Origin of the sequence: Corynebacterium sp. CCUG 65737, assembly GCF_024454115.1 — a bacterium.
In the GTDB taxonomy this organism is placed as follows: Bacteria; Actinomycetota; Actinomycetes; order Mycobacteriales; family Mycobacteriaceae; genus Corynebacterium; species Corynebacterium genitalium.
Window position 1 is genome coordinate 21,436 of record NZ_JAGPZB010000011.1, and the last position, 25,608, is coordinate 47,043.

The following is a 25,608-nucleotide window of genomic DNA, read 5'->3' on the forward strand; positions in this document are numbered from 1 at the left end:
ACTGCAGACAATAAGGAGAACCCCCACCATGGATCTGGACTTCAAGGTCGCTGATCTTTCCCTGCACGAGGCAGGCCGTAAGCAGATTGAGCTGGCTGAGCACGAGATGCCGGGGTTGATGCAGCTGCGGCGCGAGTACGAGGAGGAGCAGCCGCTCAAAGGCGCGCGCATTGCTGGTGCGATCCACATGACCACGCAAACGGCTGTGCTCATTGAGACGCTGACGCACCTGGGCGCGGAAGTCCGCTGGGCCTCCTGCAACATCTTCTCCACCGAAGATGCGGCTGCCGCGGCGATCGTCGTGGGCAAGGACGGCACCCCGGAGAACCCGCAGGGTGTGCCAGTGTTTGCCTGGAAGGGCGAGACCCTGGACGAGTACTGGTGGTGCATGAAGCAGATCTTCAGCTGGGGCGAACGCTACGGGGAGGCCATCTTCCCGAACATGATTCTGGATGACGGCGGCGACGCCACCTCCGCCGTGATCAAGGGCGCTGAGTTCGAGAACGCCGGCGCCGTGCCGTCTACTGATGAGACCGATTCGGACGAGCAGATCTCCTTCTTCAACATGCTGCGCGACACCCTGGCTGAAGAGCCGAACAAGTGGACCCGCACGGCAGAGCAAGTCAAGGGAGTCACCGAAGAGACCACCACCGGCGTTCACCGCCTGTACCACTTCGCCAATGAGGGCACGCTGCCGTTCCCGGCGATGAACGTCAACGACGCGGTGACCAAGTCGAAGTTCGACAACCGCTACGGCACCCGCCACTCCGTCATCGACGGCCTCAACCGCGGCACCGACATGCTCATCGGCGGCAAAAAGGCCCTTGTCTGCGGTTACGGCGACGTGGGCAAGGGTGTGGCTGAAGCACTCGACGGCCAGGGTGCGATCGTGTCTGTCACGGAGATTGACCCGATCAACGCGCTCCAGGCGCTCATGGACGGCTTCAAGGTGGTCACGGTCGATGAGGCGATTGGTGATGCGGACATCGTCATCACCGCGACCGGCAACCTGGGCATCATCGGTTTCGACGACATGATGAAGATGAAGGATCACGCTGTCCTGGGCAACATCGGCCACTTCGACAACGAGATCGACATGGCATCCCTGCTGCACCGCGATGATGTCACCCGCGAGAGCATCAAGCCCCAGGTGGACCTGTTCACGCTGCCGTCGGGCAACTCCATCATCGTCTTGTCTGAGGGGCGCCTGCTCAACCTGGGCAACGCGACCGGCCACCCGTCGTTTGTCATGTCCAACTCGTTCGCGGACCAGACCATCGCGCAGATTGAACTGTTCACCAACACCGACAACTACGAAAACCAGGTTTACCTGTTGCCGAAGATCCTCGACGAGAAGGTCGCGCGCATCCACGTCGAAGGCTTGGGCGGCCACCTCACTGAGCTGACCAAGGAACAGGCGGAGTACATCGGCGTCGACGTCGCCGGCCCGTTCAAGCCCGAGCACTACCGCTACTAATGATTGTCGCACTCGAGGGCATCGACGGCGCCGGCAAGAACACGCTGGTCCAAAAACTGATCCGCGAACTCGGGGCCACCGACAGGATCGACAGCGCGGCGACCATGGCGTTCCCGCGTTACAACGAGTCTCTCCACGCCCAGCTCGCGGCCGACGCACTGCACGGCAAGATGGGCGACCTCACCGACTCCGCCCACGGCATGGCCGTCATGTTCGCCCTCGACCGGTACGGGGTGGTCGGGGAGCTGTGGCAGTGGGCGTCGTCGCCAAGCGATGTGCTCCTGCTCGACCGCTACGTCGCCTCGAATGCGGCGTACACGTCGGCGCGCACGGGGCGTATCGACGACCGCGCGTGGATCGCCGAGCTCGAATTCGATCGCCTCGGGCTGCCCCGACCCGCCCTGCAGGTGCTCGTGGACACCGCGCCGGACACTGCGCGGGCGCGGGCACGATCCCGCGAACAGGCGGACGCTTCGCGGACCCGCGACCGCTATGAACGCGATGCCTCCCTGCAGGACGCGACGTACGCGGCGTATGCGGAAATGGCGGAGACGAACTGGGAGAGTCAGTGGGTCCGTGCCACTGATGCAGCGCCTATTATGGAAGTGATTGGGCACCTGCGCTAAGGAGTAACGATGCCACCGAAGATTCTGGTTGTTGATGACGACCCTGCCATCTCCGAGATGCTGACCATCGTCCTGGAAGCCGAGGGCTTTGAAGCCGTTCCGGTGACCGACGGCGGTGCCGCTGTCGGCGCATTCCGCGATCAGGACCCCGACCTGGTCCTGCTGGATCTGATGCTGCCGGGCATGAGCGGCGTGGACATCTGCAAGGAAATCCGCAAGGAATCCAACGTGCCGATCGTCATGCTCACCGCCAAGACCGACACTGTCGATGTCGTGCTCGGCCTGGAATCTGGCGCGGACGACTACATCACTAAGCCGTTCAAACCGCGCGAGCTCATCGCCCGCATCCGTGCGCGCCTGCGCCAGAACTCTGAGGAACCCAGCGAGATCCTGGAGATTGGCGATCTGCAGGTGGATGTGCCGCAGCACATTGTCACCCGGGACGGGAAGGAGATTTCTCTCACCCCGCTCGAATTCGATCTGCTTGTGGAACTAGCGCGCAAACCGCAGCAGGTGCATACCCGCGAAGAACTCTTGGAATCCGTGTGGGGCTACCGCAACGCCTCCGACACCCGTCTGGTGAACGTGCACGTGCAGCGGCTGCGCTCAAAGATCGAGCACGACCCGGAGAACCCGGAGATCATCCTCACCGTCCGCGGCGTGGGATACAAGACCGGTAAGTAGGGGATCGCTCTGGGTCGTTTTGGTCAGGCGAGGGACCGCTTCTCCCACAGGTGGCGCACCTCGCTGCAGGTCAGGTTCGTGGGCACGGTTCTCATCGTGTCCACGATTGTCATGGGCGTGCTCGTGTTAGCCCTGGCGTCTGTGGTGACGCAGCGCCTGGTCGACACGAAGGTCGATAACGCCCAATCTGACCTTGAACGCGTCCGCGTTGCCGTCGAAGAGCAGCTCCAGAACACCGCCACGACGACGTCCACGCAAGGCCGCCTGAACACTGCGCGTGCTGCGTTGGCGCAGCGGTCGCAGCAGGATCAGCCGTCGACAGGCGCCTACGAGCCGGTGCTCTTGGTGCCGTCCGAAGATGGCGCGATCAGCGCCCCAGAGAACTTCGTCATTCCGCAGCGCCTTGTGGATTTCGTGGGGCGTGGGCAAGTGGCGTACCAGTTCACGCCGGCGCAGCACGACGGTGAAGCGTACAACGCGATGATCATCGGCACGCCGACCAACTCCGACATTCCAGACCTGCAGCTCTACCTGGTCATGGACATGGAGAGCGAACGGCAGACCCTGGCCCTCATGCGCGGTCTGCTCACCTCTGCCGGCATCGTGGTGGTGGTGCTCCTGGTGGGTATTGCGTGGCTGTCTTCTCAACAGCTCATTTCCCCGGTCCGCTCTGCTTCCCGCATTGCAGAGCGCCTGGCCGGCGGTCACCTCAAGGAGCGCATGGCCGTCGAAGGCGAGGACGAAATGGCCCGCTTGGCGCTGTCCTTCAACAACATGGCCGACAAGCTGTCCAGCCAGATTAACCAGCTCGAGGAATACGGTGACCTGCAACGGCAGTTCACCTCCGACGTGTCCCACGAGCTACGCACGCCGCTGACCACCGTGCGTATGGCGGCGGACATGATCGCCGCCGACGAAGAAGCACTCGAGCCCCACGCCCGTCGCGCGTCCCAGCTGATGACCAAGGAGCTCGACCGCTTTGAGGCTCTGTTGGCGGACTTGCTGGAGATTTCGCGACATGACGCTGGTGTCGCCGAACTCTCCGCCACGAGCATCGACGTTCGCAGCCCGATCGAATCCGCCTGGGCACAGACCAGCCACCTCGCCGAAGAGCTCGATGTTGCAGTGGAGTTCGACATGCCGGACACACCGGTCACGATGATCGGCGATCCCCGCCGTATCGAGCGCATTGTGCGAAACCTGCTGGCCAATGCCATCGACCACTCCGAGGGCAACCCGGTCGTGCTGGAGCTCACCTCCAACGAGGATGCCGTGGCAATCACCGTCACCGACGGCGGCGTTGGCCTGAAACCCGGCCAGGAGGAGCTCGTGTTCAACCGCTTCTGGCGTGCGGACTCGTCCCGCAAGCGCCATTCGGGCGGCACCGGCCTGGGCCTGGCCATTTCGCGCGAGGACGCCCAGCTGCACCACGGGCTTCTCGACGCCGCCGGCACCCCCGGCGTGGGCTCCCAGTTCCGGCTCGTGCTGCCGCGCGATCCCGAGGTTCCCTACTCGGAGCCGCCAGTGAACTTGGTGGTGCCGCAGGAGCCCGGGGCTGCTGAAGCGACAGATGCTGTGGGCGGCCCTGGCGTGGCTCCCCGTGAGATCGGATGGGCATATGTGGACCCCGGTTTTGCCGGTGCGAAAGCGCAGCGGATGGTGCGCTCCAAGGAAGAGGGGCGATAATGCACTTCATGAACCCCAGCACTCACCGCCGCCGCACAGCTGTACTCGCGCTGGCTGGCGCGGGGCTGCTGTTCACTGCGACCGGCTGCGCCACGCTGCCGACAAGCACTGAGCCGCACGTGCTGCACCCGTTCAACGACCAGCGCGCTCCGATGCCCGTCGAAGAGCCCCGCGAAGGCATGGAGCCGGACCTACTCCTGCGCGAGTTCTTCGCTGCGTCCGCGAACCCGACCGGGGACTTCGAAGCTGCTCGCCGGTATATGACTGCGCCGATGGCGGAGATGTGGGCGCCGCGGGACATCACGTTCGTTCTCGATAGCTTCGACTTGACGTCGCGGGCCTCGACGGACCAGAACAAGCGCTCTTACTCTGTCGCCGGCCGCATCGTGGGCTACCTGCTGCCCGGTGGCGCGTTCCAGCCCGGTGACAACCGCCAGTACGAGGCGACAATGGAGCTGTCCCAGCAAGACGGCGAATGGCGCATTGGCGCCCTGCCCAATGAGGTGGTCATTGACCGCACTGACCTGCGCAGCCACTATGAACCGCGCAACCTCTACTACTACGACACCACCGGGCAGTCTCTCGTGTCGGACCGCCGCTGGGTCTATGCGCGGGTCCCGTCGATAGAGACCCTGTTGATGAACATGCTCGTCGGCGGCCCTGAGGAGCGCATTGCTCCCGCTGTGCGCTCTGCCATCCCGGAGGACGTGGCGTTCACCGGGCTTAACGACGGCATCTACGAGTTCACTGGCCTCGCCGACGCCGACGAGCAAACCCGCGCCCGGTTCGCCGCCCAGGTGGTGTGGACCCTCAACGAAGCAGGGGTGCGCGGTCCGTACTCCATCAAGGCGGATGGTGCCGCGTTGCTCGATGAGTCCGTGGAGTTGACCACCGACGACTTCGCTGACCTCAACCCAGTCCCGCAGCCGGATGGTGGCCCCAGCCTGTACACGCTGTCTGACGGTTCCATTAAGGCTGTGAGCTATCCGGGCGGCGATGACAGTGAAGTCGAGTCCATCCCGGAGCTGGACAAGATCGGCGACATTTCCCACATCGACATCAGTGACGACGGCGCTTACGCCGCGGCGGTCAACGTCAGCGAGCGGGAGCAAGCCCTGGTCTTCGGCAGGCTCGGCTCTGACGGGAACAACGGCGACAGCGGCCGGGGCAACAGCAATAAGGCGAGTTCGCGGGAGGTTCTGCGCGCGGAGAGTCTCACCCGCCCCTCGCTGGAGCCGGACCACACTGCGGCGTGGACTGTTCTCGACGGCCAGCGCGTCGTGCGCCTGGACCGCTCATCGACGAACGGCGAGGTCACAGTCAACGACGTCGAAATGAGCCTCCCGGAATCTTTAAGCGGGGAGATTTCCGTGCTGCGGTTATCCCAGACTGGCGCGCGCGTGGTGATGATCATTGATGGACACCTGGCGGTCGGTGTCGTCGAAAGGCGTGACGACGGCAGCCGCGCCGTCGTCAACGTGGTGAAGTACGCCGCGACCGAACTCGGTGGGGCAGCCGTTGCTGTGGACTGGCAGCCGGACGGGTCCCTGCTGGTGGGAACGTCAATCATGAACACTCCGGTCTATCGGGTAGAAATGGATGGCTCCACGGCCACTGCACTGCCGTCAGGCAACATCAGCGGTCCGGTGGTGGCCCTCGGGGCGTCCGACGACACGATGTACATCACGGACTCCAAGGTGCTCATGCAGAGGCCAGTGCAGATCCGCGAGAACGTGAACTGGCGTGAGGTGCCCGGCCAGCAGGGCGTGCGCGCGGCGCCGGTGCTGCCAAGGCCCTAAAGAGAGCTCGGGGGCACGGGCATGGGGATGCTGGGGGAGTTCGGTGAGCTGATCTTGCCGCGCCGCTGCGCCGGCTGTGGGGAACACGGACACCTACTGTGCTCGGCCTGCCGGCGCCAGTTGGCCTCCCCGCCGTTCCGGCACTCACCGAACGTGAACCCGCATGTGCCGGTGTACGCCCTTGGGCCGTATGCGGACCCGCACCGGGGCGTGGTGTTGGCGATGAAGGAGCACAGTAACGTTGCGGTGCGCCGCCACGTCGGGGCTGTCATCGCCGCCGCGCTGGGCTATCTGGAAGCCCGCGGTGACATCCCTGCCGGCATCCACCTCGTGCCCGCGCCGACACGCCCCCGGTCGGCCCGAGCTCGCGGCGGCGACCCCGTCACCGCGATCTGCGCGGCGAGCGGGCGCCCTACCCATGCAGTGCTGGCGTTGCCCGACCGATTGGCCGACCAAGCCGGTCTCGATGAATCCGGCCGCCGCCGCAACCTGCAGGGAAACGTCATCCTGACCGGGGTGCCGCGGCAGCCGGTCGTGGTGGTTGATGATGTGGTGACAACGGGGGCGACGTTGCAGTCGAGCGTCGAAAAGCTCATGGCGTCAGGCGCGACTGTTACTGCGTGCCTGGTGCTGTGCGCAGCGTAAACACAGTTGCAGTGAACCAATGGATGAACAAGATGAACTAATGGCTGACAGATATTAGCGGGCGGTATAATTTGGGTGAAACGGTATATAGCGATTGTGTTCAAAACGTCCGATCCGAAGCCGAAGGAGGCAGCAGATGACTTCTGCAGACGAGAACCGCCAAGAAACCTTGAGCCCGAACGCCCAGGTGACCATCACCGGCCGTAATGTCGAGGTTCCGGAGCACTTCCAGGAGCGCGTGAACACAAAACTGGCCAAGGTTGAAAAGCTCGATCCGACGCTGAACTTCTTCCACGTCGAGCTGAAGCACGAGCCGAACCCGCGCCGTGAAGCGCAGGCCAACCGCATCCAGATCACCGCGACCGGCAAGGGCCACCTCGCCCGCGCGGAGGCGAAAGAGGACAGCTTCTACGCTGCGCTGGAGTCCGCGATTGGCAAGATGGAGCGTTCCCTGCGCAAAGTGAAGGTCCGCCGCGAGATCTCCATGGGCGGCCACCGTGCACCGAAGTCCACCTACGAGGTCACCTCCGAGCTCGTCGCGGAGGCCGAGCAGGCACGCCAGGAGCAGGACGACCGTTATGCCGACAAGTACACGGAGTCCATCAACGAGAATCTGCCGGGCCAGGTCGTGCGCACCAAGGAGCACCCGGCCACCCCGATGTCCGTCGATGAGGCTCTGTCTGAGATGGAGCTTGTCGGCCACGACTTTTACCTGTTCATCAACGACGAGAACCAGCGCCCGTCGGTGGTCTACCGCCGCCACGCCTACGACTACGGACTGATCACGCTCGTTCCGGAGGAAGAGGCTTAAGCCTTCGCCGCTTATCGACGCTGCCTGCCCGGCCCCACGCCGCGGCAGGCAGTTTCGCAACTTCCGACACGCTTCCCAGCTGCCTGAAAGTAGGACTTGGGCGGGGCGTGCGTACAATTGTCCTTTGAATTTGAATTCTGACCCAGACACAAAGGAAGCACCACGTGTTCGGACTGTCCAAACTGCTGCGCGCCGGTGAAGGCCGCACGGTCAAGCGTTACGACAAAATTGCTGACCAGGTACTCGCCCTCGAGGACGAGTACGCAGCGCTGACCGATGAAGAGCTCAAGGCCAAAACCGACGAGTTCAAGGCGGCTCTGGCAGACGGCACGAGCATGGATGAGATCCTGCTCGACGCCTTTGCCACTGCCCGGGAGGCGTCCTGGCGCGTGCTGGGGCAGAAGCACTACAAGGTGCAGATCATGGGTGGTGCCGCCCTGCACTTCGGTTCCGTCGCCGAGATGAAGACTGGTGAAGGTAAGACTCTGACCTCGGTGCTGCCGGCCTACCTCAACGGACTGGGCGGCGAGGGCGTGCACATCGTCACGGTGAACGACTACCTGGCTAAGCGTGACGCCGAGATGATGGGCCGTGTGCACCGCTTCCTCGGCCTGACCGTCGGAGTGATCCTTTCGGACCTGCGCCCGCCGGAGCGCAAGGAGGCCTATGCTTGCGACATCACCTACGGCACCAACAACGAGTTCGGTTTCGACTACCTGCGCGACAATATGACCAAGTCGGTGGAGGACATGGTGCAGCGCGGCCACAACTTCGCCATCGTGGATGAGGTCGACTCGATCCTTATCGATGAGGCCCGTACTCCGCTGATCATCTCTGGTCCGACTGATTCGACGAGCCAGTTCTACACCGTCTTCGCTCAGCTGGCGCCGCGCATGAAGGCCGGCATCCACTACGACGTGGACCAGCGCAAGCGCACCGTCGGTGTTTCCGAGGTCGGTGTGGAGTACGTCGAAGACCAGCTCGGCATCGATAACCTCTACGCGCCGGAAAACTCCAGCCTGGTCAGCTACCTGAACAACGCCATCAAGGCGAAGGAGCTGTTTACCCGCGACAAGGACTACATCGTCCGCCAGGGTGAGGTCCTCATCGTCGACGCGTTCACCGGCCGCATCCTGCCGGGTCGCCGTTACAACGAGGGCATGCACCAGGCGATCGAGGCCAAAGAGGGCGTGGAGATCAAGAACGAGAACCAGACCCTGGCCACCGTCACCCTGCAGAACTACTTCCGTTTGTACAACAAGCTTGCCGGCATGACCGGTACCGCGGAGACGGAGGCCGCCGAGCTCAGCCAGATTTACAAGCTGGGTGTGGTGGCGATCCCGCCGAACAAGCCGAACATCCGCAAGGACCACGACGACCTGATCTACAAGACTCAGGAAGCGAAGTTCGCCGCTGTGGCCGAGGACATCGCGGAGCACGTGAACAAAGGCCAGCCGGTGTTGGTGGGTACCACCTCCGTCGAGCGCTCTGAGTACCTGTCGCAGCTGCTCACCCGCAAGGGTGTCAAGCACAACGTGCTCAACGCGAAGTACCACGAGGAAGAGGGCCGCATCATCGCCGAGGCCGGCCTGCCCGGCAACGTGACCGTGTCCACCAACATGGCCGGCCGCGGTACCGATATCGTGCTCGGCGGCAACCCGGAAGTCCTGCTCGACGCCCGCCTGCAGGAGCAGGGCCTGGACCCCTTCGAGGACGAAGAGGCATACCAGGAAGCATGGGATGCCGGTTTGCCGCAGGCGAAAGAGAAGAGCGAGAAGCTTGGCGACGAGGTGCGCGACGCCGGCGGCCTGTACGTCATCGGCACCGAGCGGCACGAGTCCCGCCGCATCGACAACCAGCTGCGCGGCCGTTCTGGCCGTCAGGGTGACCCGGGTGAGACCCGCTTCTACCTCTCCATGCGCGATGAGCTGATGGTTCGCTTTGTCGGTGCGTCCATGGAGAACATGATGAACCGCCTCAACGTTCCCGACGATGTCCCGATCGAGGCCGGCATGGTGTCCCGCTCCATCAAGGGTGCGCAGTCCCAGGTGGAGAACCAGAACTTCGAGACCCGTAAGAACGTCCTGAAGTACGACGAGGTCCTCAATGAGCAGCGCAAGGTGGTCTACCGTGAGCGCCGCGAGATCCTTGACTCCAAGGACATCAAGGACCAGATCCGCCGCATGATCGACGACACTGTCGGCGCTTACGTCGACGGCGCCACGATGGACGGCTACGTCGAGGACTGGGATCTGGACCAGCTGTGGACCGCGCTCGATTCCCTCTACGGCCCGTCCATGACGCCCGACGAGCTTATCGACGGCTCCGAGTACGGCTCCCCAGGCGAGCTTTCCGCCTCCCAGCTGCGCCAGGCCGTCATCGACGATGCCAACGCTCAGTACGACCAGCTGGAGGACAACGTCGCCGAGATCGGTGGCGAAGAGCAGATGCGCAACGTTGAGCGCATGGTCATCCTCCCGATCATCGACACCAAGTGGCGCGAGCACCTCTACGAGATGGACTACCTCAAGGAAGGCATCGGCCTGCGCGCCATGGCGCAGCGCGACCCCCTGGTGGAGTACCAGAAGGAGGGCGGCGACATGTTCAACGCCATGAACGACGGCGTGAAGGAAGAAACCGTCCGACAGCTGTTCATGCTGCGCAAGCAGTTCGAGCGTCAGCAGGACGGCGTTGACGGCAACGGCGCAGAGGGTCCTGGCACCGTCCAGGTCTGATCCTCATAGGATGCGGAAGGTGATCAGGCGGCCGTCGTCGATAAGCGCGACCCAGCCATACGTTCTCCCGTCAGACACAATGCTGCCGTAGAGCTCGGTGCCGTGGGGCGTGTCGCGGCCGTGGCACGACAGCACGCGCACGGTCGAGGGCGACGGAAACGCGCGACGCCGCGCCGCAACGTGTTTGCGCACACCGAAGCTGTACGTGCGTTGTTGCAGAACGCGCAGCTCTCGGACACCGAACGCGGCGTCGAGAGCAATGCGCACAAGCGGCGACAACCGCGAACCGCTCGGCAACGGAGATTCCGGCTCCGGGCCGACCGCAGGCTCCGGAACAAGGACCTTCAAGTGGGTGTGACCGGGGACAGGATGGTACATGCGTGCCTCCATAGGGGCGGGACAATGGCGGCAGCGGACGCGACGTGGGCTATGTATCATTGTGCCGGTAAAAGCAGTCCTGCGGGGCGCGGTGATGCGCACTGCAGTGAGCAATGAAAGGACGTGGATGATGCAGGGTTTGATCGTGGACTACTGCGGTGTTCTGGACGTCGATGAGGAAGACACCCGCCGCTGGCGAGAGCTGCTGGCCGCGCTGCGCGAGCACGACATTGCCACCTCGATCCTCTCCAACGATCCGGGCGGGCCTGACGCGGACCACATCCGCGAGTGGGAGTTCCGCGGCCACGTCGACGCGGTGGTCCTGTCCGGTGAGATCGGCGCGGAAAAGCCCGAGGCCGCTGCATTCCAGGCTGCTGCCGACGCGATGGACGTGCCGCTGAACGAATGCGCGCTGATTGACGACAACATCCTCAACGTCCGCGGCGCCGTCGAAGCCGGTTTGATCGGCATCCTCCACACTGCCTTCGACCGCACCGTCGTGGAGATCCAGTCCCTGTTCGACATCGAGGGCGAGTTCTAGCGTGCGCGTGTACATCCCCGCCACGTTCGGCATGCTCAAACAGCTCGACAACGATGGGCTGATCCACGCCCGCAACGGCTGGGCATTCGCCGCGACGCCGGCGCTGACCGAGTTCTTCACCTCCGGTGACGAGGAAGAGATCGAACTCGTCGCGTTCGACGACGCCGCCCTGGCATCCCTGCGCCTGCTCGCCATCGGTGACGAGGAGGACTTCCCATACCGCCGCGTGGTCATTTCCGCCGACGTTGACGCGAGCCTGGAGCCGGAGATGGGGGAGTCCACGGTCAAACTCGCCGGTCCCGTCGCGCTTGAAGACGTCGCTGCCATCCACATCGACATCGCCGAAGCCGAGGATGCCACACGCCGCGCCACAGAGCTTATCGACGAAGCCGACCTCGGCGACCAAGACGCCGAACTCGCCGTCGGCGACGCCCAGGACAACTACCTGGCCTTTTACGACCCCACCGAGCTGCCCTTCCTCATCGAGCTGCTCTAGCCGCCCCCGGCCCGCTGGGCCGGCGCCGCTGGCCTAGCCTAGCGCCCTGCTGCCCCGCCGTCCCGGCCTGCCACCCCCATTTCCCGGTTAGCTAGTTCCAGACAGCTAGTTCGTTCGATTTGGGGCCGATAAACCAACAAACTAGCTGTTTGGATCTAGTCATTCGCGGTGGGGAGGTCTGCCGGGAGCCTGCTGGGGCGGCTGCGGGTACCTAGTCGTAGGTGGTTTCGTTGATGCGGAGGGCCGCAAGCAGGCTGCGGACCGCGTCGACCCGGCGGCGGATCACCGAATCCTCGCCGCCCGAGGCGGTCGCAGCGGTGTCAGCGGGCGCAGCGGTGTCAGCGGTGTCGGTGGTCTCGGTGGCGAGCTGGTCCCACGCACATTCCGGATCAGCTGGCGGACCCATGTGGGTGCAGCCGCGGGGGCAGGCCTCGGTGGCCTCGGCAAGATCCGGGAACGTCGCGATGACATCGTCTGGCGAGACGTGGGCGAGGCCGAAGGAGCGGATACCCGGGGTGTCGATGATCCAGCCGCCAGACTCGAAGCCGCCGGATTCAACCTCGGTCGCGCCATCCTGTGCGGTGTCCCCATCGGCGGGGAGCTCGAGCGCCACCGACTGAGTAGAGGTGTGGCGGCCTTTACCAACCCCGGAGACCTCCCCGGTTTCACGGTTCGCGTCGGGGACGAGCCGGTTGACCAGGGTTGATTTTCCGACGCCGGAGTGGCCGATGAGGGCGGAGAGGCGGCCGTCGATAAGCGAGCGGAGATGCGCGAGGTCATCCTCGATGCCGGTGCGCAGGACGTCGACGTTCAAGTCGCGCAGCTCGCGCTCGAACTCGCCGGGGTCGTCCAGGTCAGATTTGGTCAAGCACACGACAGGCGTGACGCCGCCGACGAACGCGGCGATGAGGGCGCGCTCGACGAAACCGGTGCGCGGCGGGGGATCAGCCACAGCGCAGACGATGAGGAGGATCTCGGCGTTGGCGACGACGATGCGCTCGTACGGGTCGGTGTCATCGGCAGTGCGCCGCAGCTCAGACGTGCGCTCCTGGCGTTTCACAATGCGCGCGAGGGTGTCCTTCTGGCCGGAGGTGTCGCCAACGACGCCGACGCGGTCGCCGACCTCGATGGAAGTGCGGCCGAGTTCGCGGGCGCGCATGCACACCACGCGCGTGCCGGCCTCCGGGCCTTCCTCCAGGACGACGCCCCACCGGCCGCGGTCCTTCGACACGACGAGGCCAACGACGGCATCTTCATGTTTCGGCCGGTCCTTTGTCCGCGGGCGCGAGCCTTTGCCGGGGCGGACGCGGACATCGGATTCGTCGTAGCTGGAGAAGTCCCGCGAGGCGCGTCTAGCCATGGGCACCGCCGACCATGCCGGTCCACATGTGCTCGAACCCGGGCAGCGTCTTCGCTGTCGTCCCGATGTCCTCGACGGAAACACCCTCAACGGTCAGACCGATGATCGCACCGGCGGTGGCCATGCGGTGGTCGGCATAGGAGTGCCAGGTGCCGGAGTGGAGGGGGGCGGGGGTGATGCGCAGGCCGTCGTCAAGCTCGTTGCACTGGCCGCCCAGCGCGTTGATCTCGGCGGAGAGCGCTGCGAGGCGGTCGGTTTCGTGGCCGCGCAGGTGCGCGATGCCTGTGAGTTCGGACGGTGTGGTGGCGTGGGCAGCAAGCGCGGCGACCGTCGGGGTGAGTTCGCCGATGTCACTCATGTCCAGCGAGATCCCGCGCAGTTTTCCGCCTTCCGGGCCGGTGACTTTCAGCGCGTGCGCCGGCCCGTTGGGGACCAGCGACACGTCGCAACCCATGCGTTGGAGAATGCCGCGGATCGCGTCCCCGGCCTGCGTGGTTTCCTGCGGCCAGAAAGGGACAGTCACTTCGCCGCCGGTCACGGCCGCTGCCGCGAGAAACGGGGTGGCGTTAGACAGGTCCGGCTCGATCATCCACGTCCGCCCGGCGATGGGGCCAGGCTGCACGGTCCACTCGTTGTCACCGGTCTCAACGGTCACGCCGGCGTCGCGCACCATGTCGACAGTCATCTGAATGTGCGGCATCGACGGCAGCTTCCCGCCGGTGTGCACCAGTTGCATGCCGCGCTCAAAGCGGGCACCAGCCAAAAGCAAGGCCGACACAAACTGCGAGCTTGACGACGCATCAATCTCCACCCGTCCCCCCAGCGCCGATCCCGATCCATTCACCGTGAACGGCAGGGAATCCCCCTCCACGTCAACGCCAAGGTCGCGAAGCGCGTTGAGGATGGTCGAGACGGGGCGGGAGCGGGCTTGTGGGTCGCCGTCGATAAGCACGGGCCCGGACGCGAACGCTGCGACGGCGGGCACGAACCGCATGACGGTGCCTGCGAGCCCACAGTCGACTTGGGCGCCTGTGAGCGCGCCTGGGGTGGCAGTGACCGCCTCCCCATCGCGCGTGAACTGCACGCCCATGCTCTCCAGCGCGGACTCCATGAGATCGGTGTCGCGGGAACGCAAAGCTCCGACCAGCGTCGATGGTCCGTCAGCGAGGGCGGCGAGCACGTAGGCTCGGTTCGTCAACGACTTCGACCCCGGAATCACCTGGGTGTGGATGATGGGGTCGGGGTGGTAGGGCGCGGGCCAGAGTTGCGTCATGCGGTTAATATTACCGAGCATGTGCGGACGCTTCGTTCTCTTCACCACCGGCCACGATCTCGTCGAAGCCGTCAGCCAGCTTCCCGGCGTGACCGATGTGGCCACACCCGACGGCACCCCGCCGCCGCGGTACAACATCGCGCCGACCAACCAGGTGCCGCTCATCCGGATTGCCGAGTCCGCTGCGCAGATCGACTCCGCGCGCTGGGGCCTGTTGCCCACTTGGAAGAAGGACGAGGACGGCCCGCCGCTGTTCAACGCGCGCGGGGAGACCGTGGCGGAGAAACCGTCCTTCCGGGCCGCGTTCAAGGAACGCCGGCGGCTTAACTAGCTGCTGGCGATGTCGGCGAACTCAGCCCCCGCTGCCGCCGCGAGGTCCTGCGGGCTCACCGCGAACGAGAGACCGCGTTGGCCGGCGGAGCAGGTGATGCGGTCGGTGTGGGCGACGGAGGCGTCGATAAGCGTGGGCAAGGCCCGGGAGGTGCCCAGCGGCGAGATGCCACCGACGACATAGCCCGTCATGCGCTGCGCGGCGGCAGGGTCTGCCATCTCGGCGTTCTTCCAGCCCAGAGCCTTGGCAGCTTTCTTCAGCGACAAGTGGCCTGAGACCGGCACGCAGCACACGGCGAAGTCGCGGCCGTGGGAAATCACGAGTGTCTTCAGCGTCAACGTGGGGTCCAGGCCGAGCTCCGCGACGGCGTGATCACCGAAGTGATCGCTGTGCGCAGCGTATTCGAGCAGCTCATAGTCGATACCGGCAGTTTCAAGCGCTTCCAGCGCGCGGGTACGGGCAGCCATGGCAGCAAGCCTAGCTATAGTGGCACCCATGCCCGATAAAGACCTCGAGCGCCGCTTCACCGAGGAGGCCATGCCGCTGCTGGACCAGCTCTACGGCGGCGCCCTGCGGATGACGCGCAACCCGCAAGACGCAGAGGACCTGGTGCAGGAGACCTACCTCAAGGCGTTCAACGCGTTCGATTCCTTCAAAGAGGGCACGAACTTGAAGGCGTGGATGTACCGCATCATGACGAACACGTACATCAACAGCTACCGCAAGAAGCAGCGCCGCCCGCTGGAGACGTCCGCCGAAGACGTCACGGACCGCCAGCTGTACACCACCAGCTCGCACGATTCGACAGGTCTGCAATCGGCTGAGGTTGAGGCGCTGGACAATCTTCCGGACCAGCAAATCGCCGACGCGATGAACTCGCTTAACGACGACTACCGCATGGTCGTCTACCTCTCCGACGTCGAGGGTTTGGCCTACAAGGAAATCGCCGAAGCGCTGGACATTCCCATCGGCACAGTGATGTCCCGGCTGCACCGTGGAAGAAAACAGCTGCGCGGGTTGTTGAAGGACGTAGCAAACGCGCAAGGAATCGGTTTGGAGGACGCGAACTAATGTCTCAAGACGAGTGCCGCATCGAGCCCGCCCAGGCTCACGCGCTTTTGTGCGAATACTTCGACCCGGCCACACCTGCCGAGCGTGCCGACGAGATCGAAGCCATCATTCAAGCCTGCCCCCAATCTTTTGCGTGGCTCGAGTCGGAGAAGCAAGTGCGCTCCATCGTCCGGCGGTGCAACTGCCAGGACCAAGCCCCGGAAGGACTCCGGCAGAAGATCGTGCAGTCAATCTCCATTTCCTCGGTGTCCTACACCCAGACCCTCTTCGACTAGCGCAATCTGCCGGGGCAGACTGGCAGCAAAAATGTCCCCTCACCGATTTCTCGGCGAAGGGACATTTCTATTCGTGCTTAAGAGTTGGGACGCTTGCCGCGGTTTGCACTCTTTTTGCGGCGGTCCTTGCGCTTACGACCACGCTTGCTCATCACGACCTCCTTGGGCCATCGGTGTGTTAGGAACTATGCGTTCACTGTATCGGGGTGGAGCGGTGGGGCGATAATTGCCCCCGTTCACACCGCTGTGGCAGCGGGACTTTAAGCGGAAAGGCGCTGGCGGTTGCGCTGCTTGTTGCGGCGCTTCAGCGCGCGGCGCTCTTCCTCGGACATGCCGCCCCACACACCAGCATCCTGGCCGGTCTCAAGTGCCCACTTCAGGCACTGGGAGGTGACGGGGCAGCGGTTGCAGACCAGCTTGGCCTGGGCGATCTGGGACAGTGCGGGGCCGGAGTTACCGACCGGGAAGAACAGTTCGGGGTCTTCGTCGCGGCAAACAGCTTCGTGGCGCCAATCCATGATGGGGGTCTCCTTTAATTCAGTGGGTTCTGTGTGATGTTGTTGCGTTCTTGGTCGAGCGTGCGCACCACTAACAAACCCCCGTGAAGCAGGCATGCATCTGGAAAGCACAACGCCTCAAAGCGAGTGCGGTACAGGCACACTGCGGTCACGGTGATCCTGGAGATCAGGGTTTGCGCAAAGTAGAAGAATCCGGCTTCCCTACGGGCGGTGTTCTCGGTGGCTCCGAGACCCGTCTTCCGTTTACCGGATGTTAACTCCGTGGTGGCTTGGAGTTAGTGGCTAGGTAACTAGCTCTTTGTTTTTGCTACCCGAGAATAATGGCATGTTTACATAGCGCGCGCTAGGGGTTAACGCCAAATTGTGACCTAATTCATATTCAGTGCTGCTTGCCGGCTGGGGTTTGGAGGGGGGAGGGACGAAGCGTCGATAAGCGAAAACCCCGTTGTGGTGCACAAACGGGGGCACCGCGGGAAAACCGTGCAAGGGGAGTTCGTCAAATCGCGGACGCCACATAGGATGAGATGCGTGAGTTCGACACCCAGCCCCCAAGAAACCCCGGACACCCTCGCGCCTACGTCTGCGCCTGCGCCGATGAAAATGTCTGCCACGGTCGCAATCGTCGAAGGTGTCGCCGCGATCGGCTACGGCATCTACTTCGCCATCACGCAGGCACGCATGGGGGCAGATGAGGCTTTAGTGGAGTCGGACACCGCCGCTTTCGCCTTCGTGGGAGTGGGCACGGCACTGTTCATCCTGGCAGCCTTCGGGCCGATGCTCTACGGCGCCATCAACATCCTGCGCGGTGGCCAGTGGGGCCGATCCATCATCGTGTTCATCAACGTGCTGCTGCTCGGCATAACGTTCTTCATGTTCAGCGGGGGAGCAGTCGCACTCGGCGTGACCACGCTGATCGCGGCGATGCTCGCACTCGGGTGCGCGCTTCACCCGGCATCGACGGATTGGGCGACATCGAACTTTGACAAGCGCCGCGCGCGACAGCAGCGCTAGGACGCGTCCAGCACGACGACGTCAGCGCCTCGCTTTTCGACGATGGTCGGCCCTGCCGACGCCACCGCCACCTGCCCCGTGAAACCGCCACGGTCGACAGGGATGACTTTCTCCACTGTCTCGCTATCCCAATCCGCCACGGCGATGCCGTCTGAGCTGGCGTAGAGCAGCCGGCCACCAATGGCGGCACCGGTGCCGAGCGCGCCCTGGTAAATCGTGGTCACGGCCAAGGTAGCCGGGTCAAGCAGGAGCAGGTTGTTGCCGTCGAAGTAGCTCATGTGGTGCGGCAGATCCGCAGTCTGGACGTCGGCGACACCGATCGCGGAGTCCGCCAGCAGGTTCGACTCTGGGACGGATGCGCTGGCGAGTTCCACGCCATCCTTGTCGTAGGAGGTGACCTTGGAGGTCGCCGGGTCGTGGATCGCCGCGGCGTCCTGGCTGATGCCCACAAGGTAGGCGCCCTCCGGGATGGCGACGGACCCGTCGTGCATCTCCGGTTTACGGGAATCCTCCGGAGTGGTCTTCTGGAAGCGCAGCCACGCCCCGTCTTCACAACGCTCCGTGATGGCCAACAGCTCGGTGCGGGTGAGCGCGGAGGTCAGGGTGCAACCGGGGTTCGGTTGCGTCTCCGGCTCCTGGCGTGCTTCCAGTTCGCCGTACTCGACGGTGCGGACCAAGTCGGAGCGCCACAACTCGGCACGCGAGATGCCCGCATTACCGACGCTGCCCACGCGGTCATTCGACGCGATGACAGCCACGTGCTCGGGTGAGATAGCGGAACGGGTGTCCACGTATTGGCCGGTCGCTGCCTTAATGGACACAACATCGCCGCATCCGATCTTGGTGCGGTACACAGCAACGACGTTGCCCCATGCGCTGGCCATGCCGCACAGCTCAGGGCCGCGCTTGTAGGTCCACTCTGGCTCACCCGCCGGGTTCGTGGCGGTAATCGTGTTGTCTGCGTAAGTGATCACGAGACCATTGACCACGAGAGGCCTTGGCGAGGGGGAAGCATCCGGCAAGGTGTGACTCTCAGTGAGGCCGTTCGGCACGTTCGCCAAAATGCCGGCATCGGGGAATTCTTCGGCGGCAGGTGCGAGCTCGTCTTGGCGGATCGGCGCCGTGAAGTACGCAATGAGCAGGAGCAAAACGCATACGGCCGCGATCACGGCCGTGGCGATGAGGTCTCCACGGGTGCGCCGCAGGGGAGTGTTGGAGCTCATCGGCGCCTCCCGGAACGCGAGCGCGAACCGGAGCCAGAACGCGAGCGGGACCGCTGCTTCTGCCCCTCACCGCCGGAGCGCTTGGGGATGCCGTGCACCTCCCGGGCCGGTCCGACGGAGGACGCGGCATCCTCGGGGATGCTCAACGCGTCGAAAAGCTCGGGCGACGTGGAGAACCACGACGGCGGCTCCGGCATGTCCAGGCCCAGCTCGTCGGAAATGATCTTCCACTTCCCGGTTTCATCGAACCCGACCAAGGTCACAGCCGTGCCTGTGCGGCCCGCGCGGCCGGTGCGGCCAATGCGGTGGACATAGGTCATCGGGTCATCCGGAGTTTGGTAGTTGATCACGTGAGTGACGTCGTCGACATCGATTCCTCGGGCGGCGACATCAGTGGCCACGAGGATTTCCACATCCCCCTTGCGGAACGCCTCCAGCGACCGCTCGCGGGCAGATTGCCCCAGGTCACCGTGGACGGAGCCGACGGCGAAACCGCGCCGCGCCACGTCCTCGGCGACCTCAGCGGCGGTGCGCTTCGTGCGGGTGAAAATAATGGTCCGGCCACGGCCGTCGGCCTGCAGCACGCGGGCGACAACCTTCGGCTTATCCATCTTGTGGGAGACGAACACGACCTGCTTGGTGGTGTCGTGCAGCTGGGAGGAATCAGCAGACTCGGCGCGGATGTGCACCGGCTTGTTCATCATCTCCCGCGCCAGCTTCAGAATCGGTGCTGGCATCGTGGCGGAGAACAGCATCGTCTGCAGCGGCTGACTCAACGCTCCCCACAGCCGCTGGATGTCGGGCAGGAAGCCCAGGTCGAGCATCTCGTCGGCCTCATCGAGCACGAGAATGGCCACGCGGTCCAAGACCAGGTCGCCGCGCTCATGCAGGTCCAGCAGACGGCCGGGCGTGCCCACCACGACATCGACACCGGCTTCCAGGGCGTTCAGTTGCTCGTCGTAGGGGCGGCCGCCATAAATCGTCGTCAAGCGGACGGGCGTTTTCGACGCTGCCAGCGTGAGATCCTCGCTGACCTGAACTGCGAGCTCGCGCGTGGGGGTGATCACCAGAGCGCGCGGGGTGCCGTCAAGTTCCTCAATTGCCGCATCGTCGAACACGCGGTCCAACAGGGGAACCCCAAAGGCGAACGTCTTACCCATGCCCGTGCGGGCCTGACCGATCAGATCGCGGCCCGCCAACGCGAGCGGCAACGTCAACTCCTGGATGGAGAAAACGCGCTCAATGCCGGACTCTCCGAGCGCCTCCACAATCTCTGCGGCGACACCGAGCTCGGCGAAGGTGGGTTGCTGATCGGACACGTGAACATCTTAACTGCCCACCGTTACAATGTGACCATTGCAGCAACGAGCAAGTAACAACGAAGTTTAAGGACACAATGGAAATCAAGATTGGTTTGGCTGACAGCCACCGCGAACTGTCCATCACCTCCCCGCAGAACCAGGAGGACATCCAGGGGCAGATTACCCGTGCCATCGAATCCGGCGCACCGACGCTGACCCTGGAGGACGAGCGCGGCATGAAGTTCGTCGTGCGCACCGAGCGCATCCTCTATGTGGAATTGGGTAACTCCACCCCGCGTGCTGTTGGCTTCTCCGGTTAAGCCCGGGATAGATTAACCCCTATGAGCCACCACCCCGACACCGCCAGCGACGGCGCTCTGGCACGCTTCGCGCGCACCTACGGTTGGCGCGCGTATGCCATTCCCGTCTTGATTGTGGTGACGGCGCTGGTCATCTGGAGCATTGTCAACACCCCGTCCGGGGAGACCATCGGTGCATCAGACCGCGCTCCGGGACAGGTGGAGGAGCAGGAGCAGGAGACCCGCAAAACGGTGGCGCCGATGCCCGAGGGGGAGGTAGCCATCACGGAGTTGCCCCCAGGCGGCCCCTACACCGAGGAAGGGGCGGGCACGTTCCGCCCCATCGGTGCGCCCGGAATGAACGTGGGCAAGGGCGAAGAGCAGGTGGTGCGCTTCAGCACCGAGGTTGAAGACGGCATTGACACCAGCCGCTTCGGTGGCGATGACAGCTTTGCCACGATGGTGGACACCACCTTGTCCGACCCGCGCGGGTGGACTAATGATCCGGGTGTGCGCTTCGAGCACGTCAGCGCCAGTGATGAACCGGATCTGCGTATCCAACTGGCATCGGTGGGAACAGCCCGCGAGTTGTGCGGCGACGACTTGGGCCTGGAAACGTCGTGCCGTCTCTTCAGTGAGGAGCACGGTGACAGGGTGCTCATCAACGAGTCCCGCTGGGTCCGCGGTGCCGCCCCCTTCAACGGTGACTTGGGGTCCTACCGCCAGTACGTGATCAACCACGAGGTCGGCCACGCCCTGGGGTATGCGGCCCACGAGCCGTGCCCGACCAACGGGGAGCTCGCGCCGATCATGATGCAGCAGACTCTGAGCCTGAACAACGCTGAGCTGCTGCGTGTCGCGCCGAGCGAGGTCTACCCGGATAACGCGGACACCTGCCTTGCGAACCCGTGGCCGTACCCGCGCCCGGCTGCGTTGTAGGAAAGGCGGCTGATATGGCGATTCCGGGGCATGTATTGACGTCTTTCCAAGTCGATGACGCACGCCCGGAGCCGCTCGGCAACGAGTGGGGCAACGGGGTACGCTACGGGCGCATCGTCATTTCTTCTGCGCCCGCGCACGCCGCGTGGTCGTCGAAACTGCGGGAAAAGGTCACCGTTCCGGGTCTGCGGATCGCGCGGCCCGTCCGAACCACCGACGGCCGCTTCACTCTGGCCGGTTTCCGCGCCACCGACTTCATCGAGGGCCAGCCCGGCCCCCGTATCGACGAGGCGATCGCCGCAGCCTTGCGTTTCGACGACGCTGTCGCCTATTTCCCCGCCCCCGCCATCCAGCGTGATGATGCTTGGGCCCGCGCCGAGCGTGCCGCTTGGTCTTCCGCGCCCGGCGCCGCCGTCAAGGGCGGGCAGCTCACCCACGCGGATTTCCTCGCCTGTTGCCTTTTCTCCGGCTCGCTCGCCCCCGCGCTCAGCGACATTGTGCCCAGCGCCGAGCCGCGCCCGCACGGTTACACCGCGGCCCTGACGCTTATCGACGGGCTGTTGGCCGGCGCCGTCGACGACCACGTCCTCAGCCGCTGGTCCCACATCCCGGACCTGTTCTTCCTGTGCGAGCGCGCGTTGGAGTACAGGGCGATCTTGGCGGCCGGTAACCCTCACGTGGCGGCGGTACAGACCGAGCGGATCGAGCGCGTTCGGGGTTTGTTGGCGCTCTAGCCGTCTGCGCTTGGGGCTCGCCGCTTGGGGCTCGCCGAGGCTTGCAGCCCCCTCCCCATGGCGATTAGCTAGATTCAGACGACTAGAAGGCTCCGTTTCGGGCCAAAATTCGGACAATCTAGCTGTCTGGCTCTAGCTATTCGCCGGGTGGGGCCTGCACCGGACCCCTATTTGCCGATCGGGGCGCGCACCGGGCCCGATTAGAAAACGTGTTCTATTCCTTTGCGGCGTGTTCCGCCCCGATGTCGGGGTGAGATGAGAGACTGTTATCCATGAGTTCGCCGCACCTGACTCTCCCTCCGAACCCGCAGGCCTACCTGGTCCACCGGGAGCGCCGCGACAGCACGCGGTCGTGGCCGGTTGATCTGCCCGGACGCGGTGTGCACAAGGTCACCGGTGAGGCTGGGGCCGGTGTGACGAGCTTCCTCATCGACGTTGCCGCCGCCCGCATCGCAGCTGGACAGGACCCTTCCAGCATCGTCTTCGTCACGGCGTCGAAGGAGTCGGCAGCCCGCGTGCGCGAGGAATTGTCCGAGAAGCTCACCTCTTCCGGGTTCGTGGCTGACGAGCCGATCGCCCGCTCCGTCCACTCCTTGGCCTTCGCGTTGCTGCGCGCCAGCGAGGATCCGGCGGCCGCCGCGGCGACCCCGATTCGGTTGATCTCGGGTGCTGAGCAGGACTTCGCCATCCGTGAGCTGTTGCAGGGCAATGCCGCCGACGGCACTGGCTCGTGGCCGGAGGAGCTGCGGCCTGCGTTGCCCATGGTCGGGTTTGCCCGCCAGCTGCGCGATTTCTTGCTCCGCGCCGTCGAACGCACCCTCACTCCCGGTCAGCTGCGGGACATGGGCCGCACTCACGGCATTCCGGTCTGGTCCGCGGCGGGGGATTTCCTCGCCGAGTACCAGGATGTCATGGCGCTCTACGGCGCTCGCAGTTATTCCGCCTCCGAGCTCGTGGCCGAGGTCGTGCGGCGCCCACTGCCGCGCACGTGGGGCACAGTGCTTATCGACGATGCTCAGCACCTCGACCCCGCCTCCGGCATCCTTGTGAACCAACTCATCGCGGAGGCGGACCTTGCCGTGGTGGGTGGTGACGAGGAGCAGGCTGTATTCCGGTTCCGTGGCGCCTCCCCGTTGTTCTTCAAGAATCTGGACGCGCCCACCATCGACCTCGGTGTTTCCCGGCGCACTCCCACTGCACGCGCTGTCATCGCTCCGGATGGCGCGATGAACAACGCGTTCGTAGCCGACACCTTGCGCCGCGCCCATCTGGAAGAGGGGGTGCCGTGGCGGGACATGGCAGTCGTCGTGCGCTCGGTAGGGATGATCGAACCGCTGCGTCGCACGCTCCTCCAAGCAGGGGTGCCAGTGGCGATCAACCCGACGGACCTCGTATTGGGGGAGCAACGCATTGTCGCTGCGATGCTGCTGGGTCTGCGCGCTCTGAACGGTCTGGATGCCACGCACTGGCGTGAGCTCCTGCTCGGACCGGTCGGTGGTGCAGATCCGGTCACGTTGCGTCGTCTGCTGCGCGGCCTGCGCCGCTGGCGGCCAGAGGTCCGCGCGGAGGACACGCTGAGCGAACTGCTGGCGTTGCGCGGAGAGTTGCCCGATTTCGGAGCCATGCTCACCCAGCGCGAGCTGGACATCCTGGACCGCATCCGCGGGGTTCTGGAAGCTGGGCGCACTTCGCTTGACGACGGCGGCAGCGTCGAAGAGGTGCTCTGGGCCGTCTGGGCGCAGACTGGTCTGGCAGAATCCCTCATGGCCATTGCGCTGCGCGGCGGGGCGGCCGGATCCCAGGCAGACCGTGACCTTGACGCGATGATGGCGCTGTTCGACGCAGCGGGTGACTTCACTGAGCGTCGCCCGACTGCCACCATTGAGGCTTTCATCGCGCACATTGAGGAGCAGGAGTTGCCCACCGGTGTGCGCGACCGGCGCACCGCCGTTCCGGACGCGGTGCCGTTGCTCACGGCCCACGGTGTGGCGGGGCGTGAATTCGCCCGCGTCATCGTCAGCGAAGTGCAGGAGCTGTCATGGCCCACACTGAGCGAGACCGGCACGCTCATGCGCCAGGAAGACCTCATCGACCTTATCGATCAAGGCATTGATCCGTCGACCCCGGTCTCTCACACCGTGGACCGCCTCAAGGAGGAACTCCGCCTCTTCCACGTCGCTGTCACCCGTGCGACGGAGCAGGTGATCGTCACCGCTGTGGACGCCCCGGACGGGGATGAGGTCATTGAGCCCTCGCGCTTCGTGCAGCAGTTCGCCGATGCGCGTGGCATCATTCCGGAGCATGTCAGCACCGGCACTGCCGCGTCCGGAGCTGCTGAGCAGCAGACCCTGTTCGACGGGGTGGACACTAGTACCACCGGCAGAGAAGAAGTGCACGTCGATGTGGCACCGGTCCGGGTGCTCGCAGTCGAAGACATTGTTGCTGAACTGCGCCGCGCCATCACCGACGAGTCCTCCAGCGAGGACGTCAAACGCCAGGCTGCCCGCCAGCTCGCCCGCCTCGCCGAGGCCGGTGTGCCTGGGGCGGATCCGGGTCAGTGGTGGGGGATCAGGGAGGCGTCGATAAGCGAAGGTGTGGAACCGCCTGGACGCCTGTCGCCCTCGCGCATTGAGGGACTACTGGAATGCCCCATGCGCAACGTGCTGGAGCGCGATGTCGCGCCGGCGTCGAGCGACGCAATGACACGCGGAACGCTCGCGCACTACTTCTTCGAGGCTGTCGGAAACGGGGCCGATGTGGAACTCGCCCAAGCGGACACGCTGGAGGCATACCGCGCGCTGTTCACCGTTCCGTCCTGGAAAGAGGTCAGCGATCTGCGGGAATTCACGCGTCTGCTCGGTCGCGCGGCGCAATGGGTCGAGGAGACGCGCGGCACGTTCGAGCTTGTGGACACAGAAGTTCCGGTCGACGTGGAGGTCGCACCGGGCCTGCGAATCGGCGGTCGGATCGACCGGCTGGAGCGCGAGGAAAGCGGAGCGGTCCACATCGTCGACTTGAAGACCGGCAAGAATCATCCGTCTGCCGCAGAGGCGGAAGAAAACCCGCAGCTGTTCGCCTACCAGCTCGCACTGTCGCGCGGGGCTCTGAGGGAGGGCACAGACGCCTCGGTGGCGACGGCGGGTGAGACCGACTCCCTCGACGTCGGCGGGGGAACGCTGATTTACCCTGGCAGCGACCAGGTGAAGGTGACCGCTGCCCACCAAGCCCCAAAGGACGCGGAGCAACTCGAGGAGTTCGCGGCGCGCATTGCCACGCTGCCTGCGGAGATGACCGGGCCTCGGCTGCGCGCTGTGACAGGCAAGCACTGCGACTTTTGCCATGTCAAAGCAATCTGTCCGGTGCAACCGGAAGGGGAGGTGACCACCCGTGGCTGA

Annotated in this window: 25 protein-coding genes and 1 pseudogene; 18 read left to right on the forward strand and 8 right to left on the reverse strand. The window is 64.6% G+C overall.

What is annotated here, in order from left to right; genetic code table 11:
• Positions 1 to 28: 28 nt before the first annotated feature.
• The 8 genes from ahcY to secA all read left to right on the forward strand — a co-directional run bounded on the left by ahcY (position 29) and on the right by secA (position 10,463).
• Positions 29 to 1,477 carry an adenosylhomocysteinase gene (ahcY, locus tag KBX17_RS08955; RefSeq protein WP_256019477.1) on the forward strand — a complete coding sequence of 483 codons (1,449 nt, stop codon included), beginning with the start codon at positions 29 to 31 and terminating at the stop codon, positions 1,475 to 1,477.
• Positions 1,477 to 2,103 carry a dTMP kinase gene (locus KBX17_RS08960; RefSeq protein WP_256019479.1) on the forward strand — a complete coding sequence of 209 codons (627 nt, stop codon included), beginning with the start codon at positions 1,477 to 1,479 and terminating at the stop codon, positions 2,101 to 2,103. The genes ahcY and KBX17_RS08960 overlap by 1 nt, the downstream gene beginning before the upstream one ends.
• Before the next feature lie 9 nt (positions 2,104 to 2,112).
• Complete coding sequence (mtrA, locus tag KBX17_RS08965) at positions 2,113 to 2,787, forward strand: MtrAB system response regulator MtrA (protein ID WP_005286095.1); 675 nt, start codon at positions 2,113 to 2,115, stop codon at positions 2,785 to 2,787.
• A gap of 63 nt (positions 2,788 to 2,850) precedes the next feature.
• On the forward strand, positions 2,851 to 4,473 hold the full coding sequence (gene mtrB, locus KBX17_RS08970) for an MtrAB system histidine kinase MtrB (RefSeq protein WP_370687289.1): 1,623 nt from the start codon (positions 2,851 to 2,853) through the stop codon (positions 4,471 to 4,473).
• A gap of 8 nt (positions 4,474 to 4,481) precedes the next feature.
• Positions 4,482 to 6,272, forward strand: a complete 1,791-nt coding sequence (locus KBX17_RS08975; protein WP_256019480.1) for an LpqB family beta-propeller domain-containing protein — start codon at positions 4,482 to 4,484, stop codon at positions 6,270 to 6,272.
• Positions 6,273 to 6,293: 21 nt separating this feature from the next.
• Positions 6,294 to 6,917: a ComF family protein gene (locus KBX17_RS08980; RefSeq protein ID WP_256019482.1), complete on the forward strand. Its 624-nt coding sequence runs from the start codon at positions 6,294 to 6,296 to the stop codon at positions 6,915 to 6,917.
• A gap of 136 nt (positions 6,918 to 7,053) precedes the next feature.
• On the forward strand, positions 7,054 to 7,728 hold the full coding sequence (gene hpf / locus KBX17_RS08985) for a ribosome hibernation-promoting factor, HPF/YfiA family (RefSeq protein ID WP_256019484.1): 675 nt from the start codon (positions 7,054 to 7,056) through the stop codon (positions 7,726 to 7,728).
• Positions 7,729 to 7,892: 164 nt separating this feature from the next.
• Positions 7,893 to 10,463 (forward strand): preprotein translocase subunit SecA, encoded by a 2,571-nt coding sequence (secA, locus tag KBX17_RS08990; protein WP_005286080.1) that lies wholly within the window; start codon positions 7,893 to 7,895, stop codon positions 10,461 to 10,463.
• 3 nt (positions 10,464 to 10,466) lie between these two features.
• Here secA and KBX17_RS08995 read toward each other — a convergent pair whose 3' ends face one another.
• Positions 10,467 to 10,841 (reverse strand): hypothetical protein, encoded by a 375-nt coding sequence (locus tag KBX17_RS08995; protein ID WP_256019486.1) that lies wholly within the window; start codon positions 10,839 to 10,841, stop codon positions 10,467 to 10,469.
• Between the two features lie 130 nt (positions 10,842 to 10,971).
• Here KBX17_RS08995 and KBX17_RS09000 point away from each other — a divergent pair, with 130 nt between their 5' ends.
• Entirely contained in the window at positions 10,972 to 11,382 is a 411-nt protein-coding gene (locus KBX17_RS09000) for an HAD-IA family hydrolase (protein ID WP_255994577.1), read from the forward strand.
• Position 11,383: 1 nt separating this feature from the next.
• Entirely contained in the window at positions 11,384 to 11,878 is a 495-nt protein-coding gene (locus tag KBX17_RS09005; protein ID WP_255994562.1) for a hypothetical protein, read from the forward strand.
• Between the two features lie 211 nt (positions 11,879 to 12,089).
• Here the strand turns inward: KBX17_RS09005 and KBX17_RS09010 are convergent, their stop codons facing one another.
• Both KBX17_RS09010 and aroA read right to left on the reverse strand, forming a co-directional pair.
• The gene (locus tag KBX17_RS09010) at positions 12,090 to 13,238 is read right to left on the reverse strand and encodes a ribosome small subunit-dependent GTPase A (protein WP_005286068.1); all 1,149 of its coding nucleotides are present in this window, start codon (positions 13,236 to 13,238) and stop codon (positions 12,090 to 12,092) included.
• Positions 13,231 to 14,511, reverse strand: a complete 1,281-nt coding sequence (aroA, locus tag KBX17_RS09015) for a 3-phosphoshikimate 1-carboxyvinyltransferase (RefSeq protein WP_256019487.1) — start codon at positions 14,509 to 14,511, stop codon at positions 13,231 to 13,233. The genes KBX17_RS09010 and aroA overlap by 8 nt, the downstream gene beginning before the upstream one ends.
• Before the next feature lie 19 nt (positions 14,512 to 14,530).
• Between aroA and KBX17_RS09020 the strand changes: the two are divergent.
• Positions 14,531 to 14,836, forward strand: a pseudogene (locus KBX17_RS09020) (SOS response-associated peptidase family protein); the annotation flags it as partial.
• 2 nt (positions 14,837 to 14,838) lie between these two features.
• On the opposite strand, the gene ybaK reads toward KBX17_RS09020, so the two are convergent.
• Positions 14,839 to 15,309, reverse strand: a complete 471-nt coding sequence (ybaK, locus tag KBX17_RS09025) for a Cys-tRNA(Pro) deacylase (protein ID WP_256019489.1) — start codon at positions 15,307 to 15,309, stop codon at positions 14,839 to 14,841.
• A 28-nt stretch (positions 15,310 to 15,337) separates the two neighbouring features.
• Between ybaK and KBX17_RS09030 the strand changes: the two genes are divergently transcribed.
• Positions 15,338 to 15,913 carry a sigma-70 family RNA polymerase sigma factor gene (locus KBX17_RS09030; RefSeq protein ID WP_005286057.1) on the forward strand — a complete coding sequence of 192 codons (576 nt, stop codon included), beginning with the start codon at positions 15,338 to 15,340 and terminating at the stop codon, positions 15,911 to 15,913.
• Entirely contained in the window at positions 15,913 to 16,188 is a 276-nt protein-coding gene (locus tag KBX17_RS09035; RefSeq protein ID WP_256019490.1) for an anti-sigma factor, read from the forward strand. Before KBX17_RS09030 ends, KBX17_RS09035 begins: the two co-directional genes overlap by 1 nt.
• Positions 16,189 to 16,265: 77 nt before the next feature.
• Here the strand turns inward: KBX17_RS09035 and KBX17_RS11570 are convergent, their stop codons facing one another.
• Positions 16,266 to 16,340, reverse strand: coding sequence for a 50S ribosomal protein bL37 (locus KBX17_RS11570; protein WP_095066802.1), 75 nt, complete (start codon positions 16,338 to 16,340; stop codon positions 16,266 to 16,268).
• A gap of 108 nt (positions 16,341 to 16,448) precedes the next feature.
• Entirely contained in the window at positions 16,449 to 16,706 is a 258-nt protein-coding gene (locus KBX17_RS09040; protein ID WP_005286053.1) for a WhiB family transcriptional regulator, read from the reverse strand.
• Between the two features lie 528 nt (positions 16,707 to 17,234).
• On the opposite strand from KBX17_RS09040, the gene KBX17_RS09045 reads away from it, so the two are divergent.
• Entirely contained in the window at positions 17,235 to 17,717 is a 483-nt protein-coding gene (locus tag KBX17_RS09045; protein ID WP_256019492.1) for a hypothetical protein, read from the forward strand.
• On the opposite strand, the gene KBX17_RS09050 is transcribed toward KBX17_RS09045, so the two are convergent.
• Positions 17,714 to 18,940 carry a hypothetical protein gene (locus KBX17_RS09050; RefSeq protein WP_256019494.1) on the reverse strand — a complete coding sequence of 409 codons (1,227 nt, stop codon included), beginning with the start codon at positions 18,938 to 18,940 and terminating at the stop codon, positions 17,714 to 17,716. The two genes, KBX17_RS09045 and KBX17_RS09050, sit on opposite strands and share 4 nt — an antisense overlap.
• The gene (locus tag KBX17_RS09055; protein WP_256019496.1) at positions 18,937 to 20,259 is read right to left on the reverse strand and encodes a DEAD/DEAH box helicase; all 1,323 of its coding nucleotides are present in this window, start codon (positions 20,257 to 20,259) and stop codon (positions 18,937 to 18,939) included. The genes KBX17_RS09050 and KBX17_RS09055 overlap by 4 nt, the downstream gene beginning before the upstream one ends.
• A 77-nt stretch (positions 20,260 to 20,336) precedes the next feature.
• Between KBX17_RS09055 and KBX17_RS09060 the strand changes: the two genes are divergently transcribed.
• From KBX17_RS09060 to KBX17_RS09075, 4 genes are all read left to right on the forward strand, one after another.
• Positions 20,337 to 20,561, forward strand: coding sequence for a DUF3107 domain-containing protein (locus KBX17_RS09060; protein ID WP_005286043.1), 225 nt, complete (start codon positions 20,337 to 20,339; stop codon positions 20,559 to 20,561).
• Between the two features lie 21 nt (positions 20,562 to 20,582).
• Positions 20,583 to 21,479: a DUF3152 domain-containing protein gene (locus KBX17_RS09065; protein ID WP_255996080.1), complete on the forward strand. Its 897-nt coding sequence runs from the start codon at positions 20,583 to 20,585 to the stop codon at positions 21,477 to 21,479.
• A gap of 14 nt (positions 21,480 to 21,493) precedes the next feature.
• Positions 21,494 to 22,213 (forward strand): hypothetical protein, encoded by a 720-nt coding sequence (locus KBX17_RS09070; protein ID WP_256019497.1) that lies wholly within the window; start codon positions 21,494 to 21,496, stop codon positions 22,211 to 22,213.
• A 272-nt stretch (positions 22,214 to 22,485) separates the two neighbouring features.
• Positions 22,486 to 25,608 carry an ATP-dependent DNA helicase gene (locus KBX17_RS09075; protein ID WP_256019504.1) on the forward strand — a complete coding sequence of 1,041 codons (3,123 nt, stop codon included), beginning with the start codon at positions 22,486 to 22,488 and terminating at the stop codon, positions 25,606 to 25,608.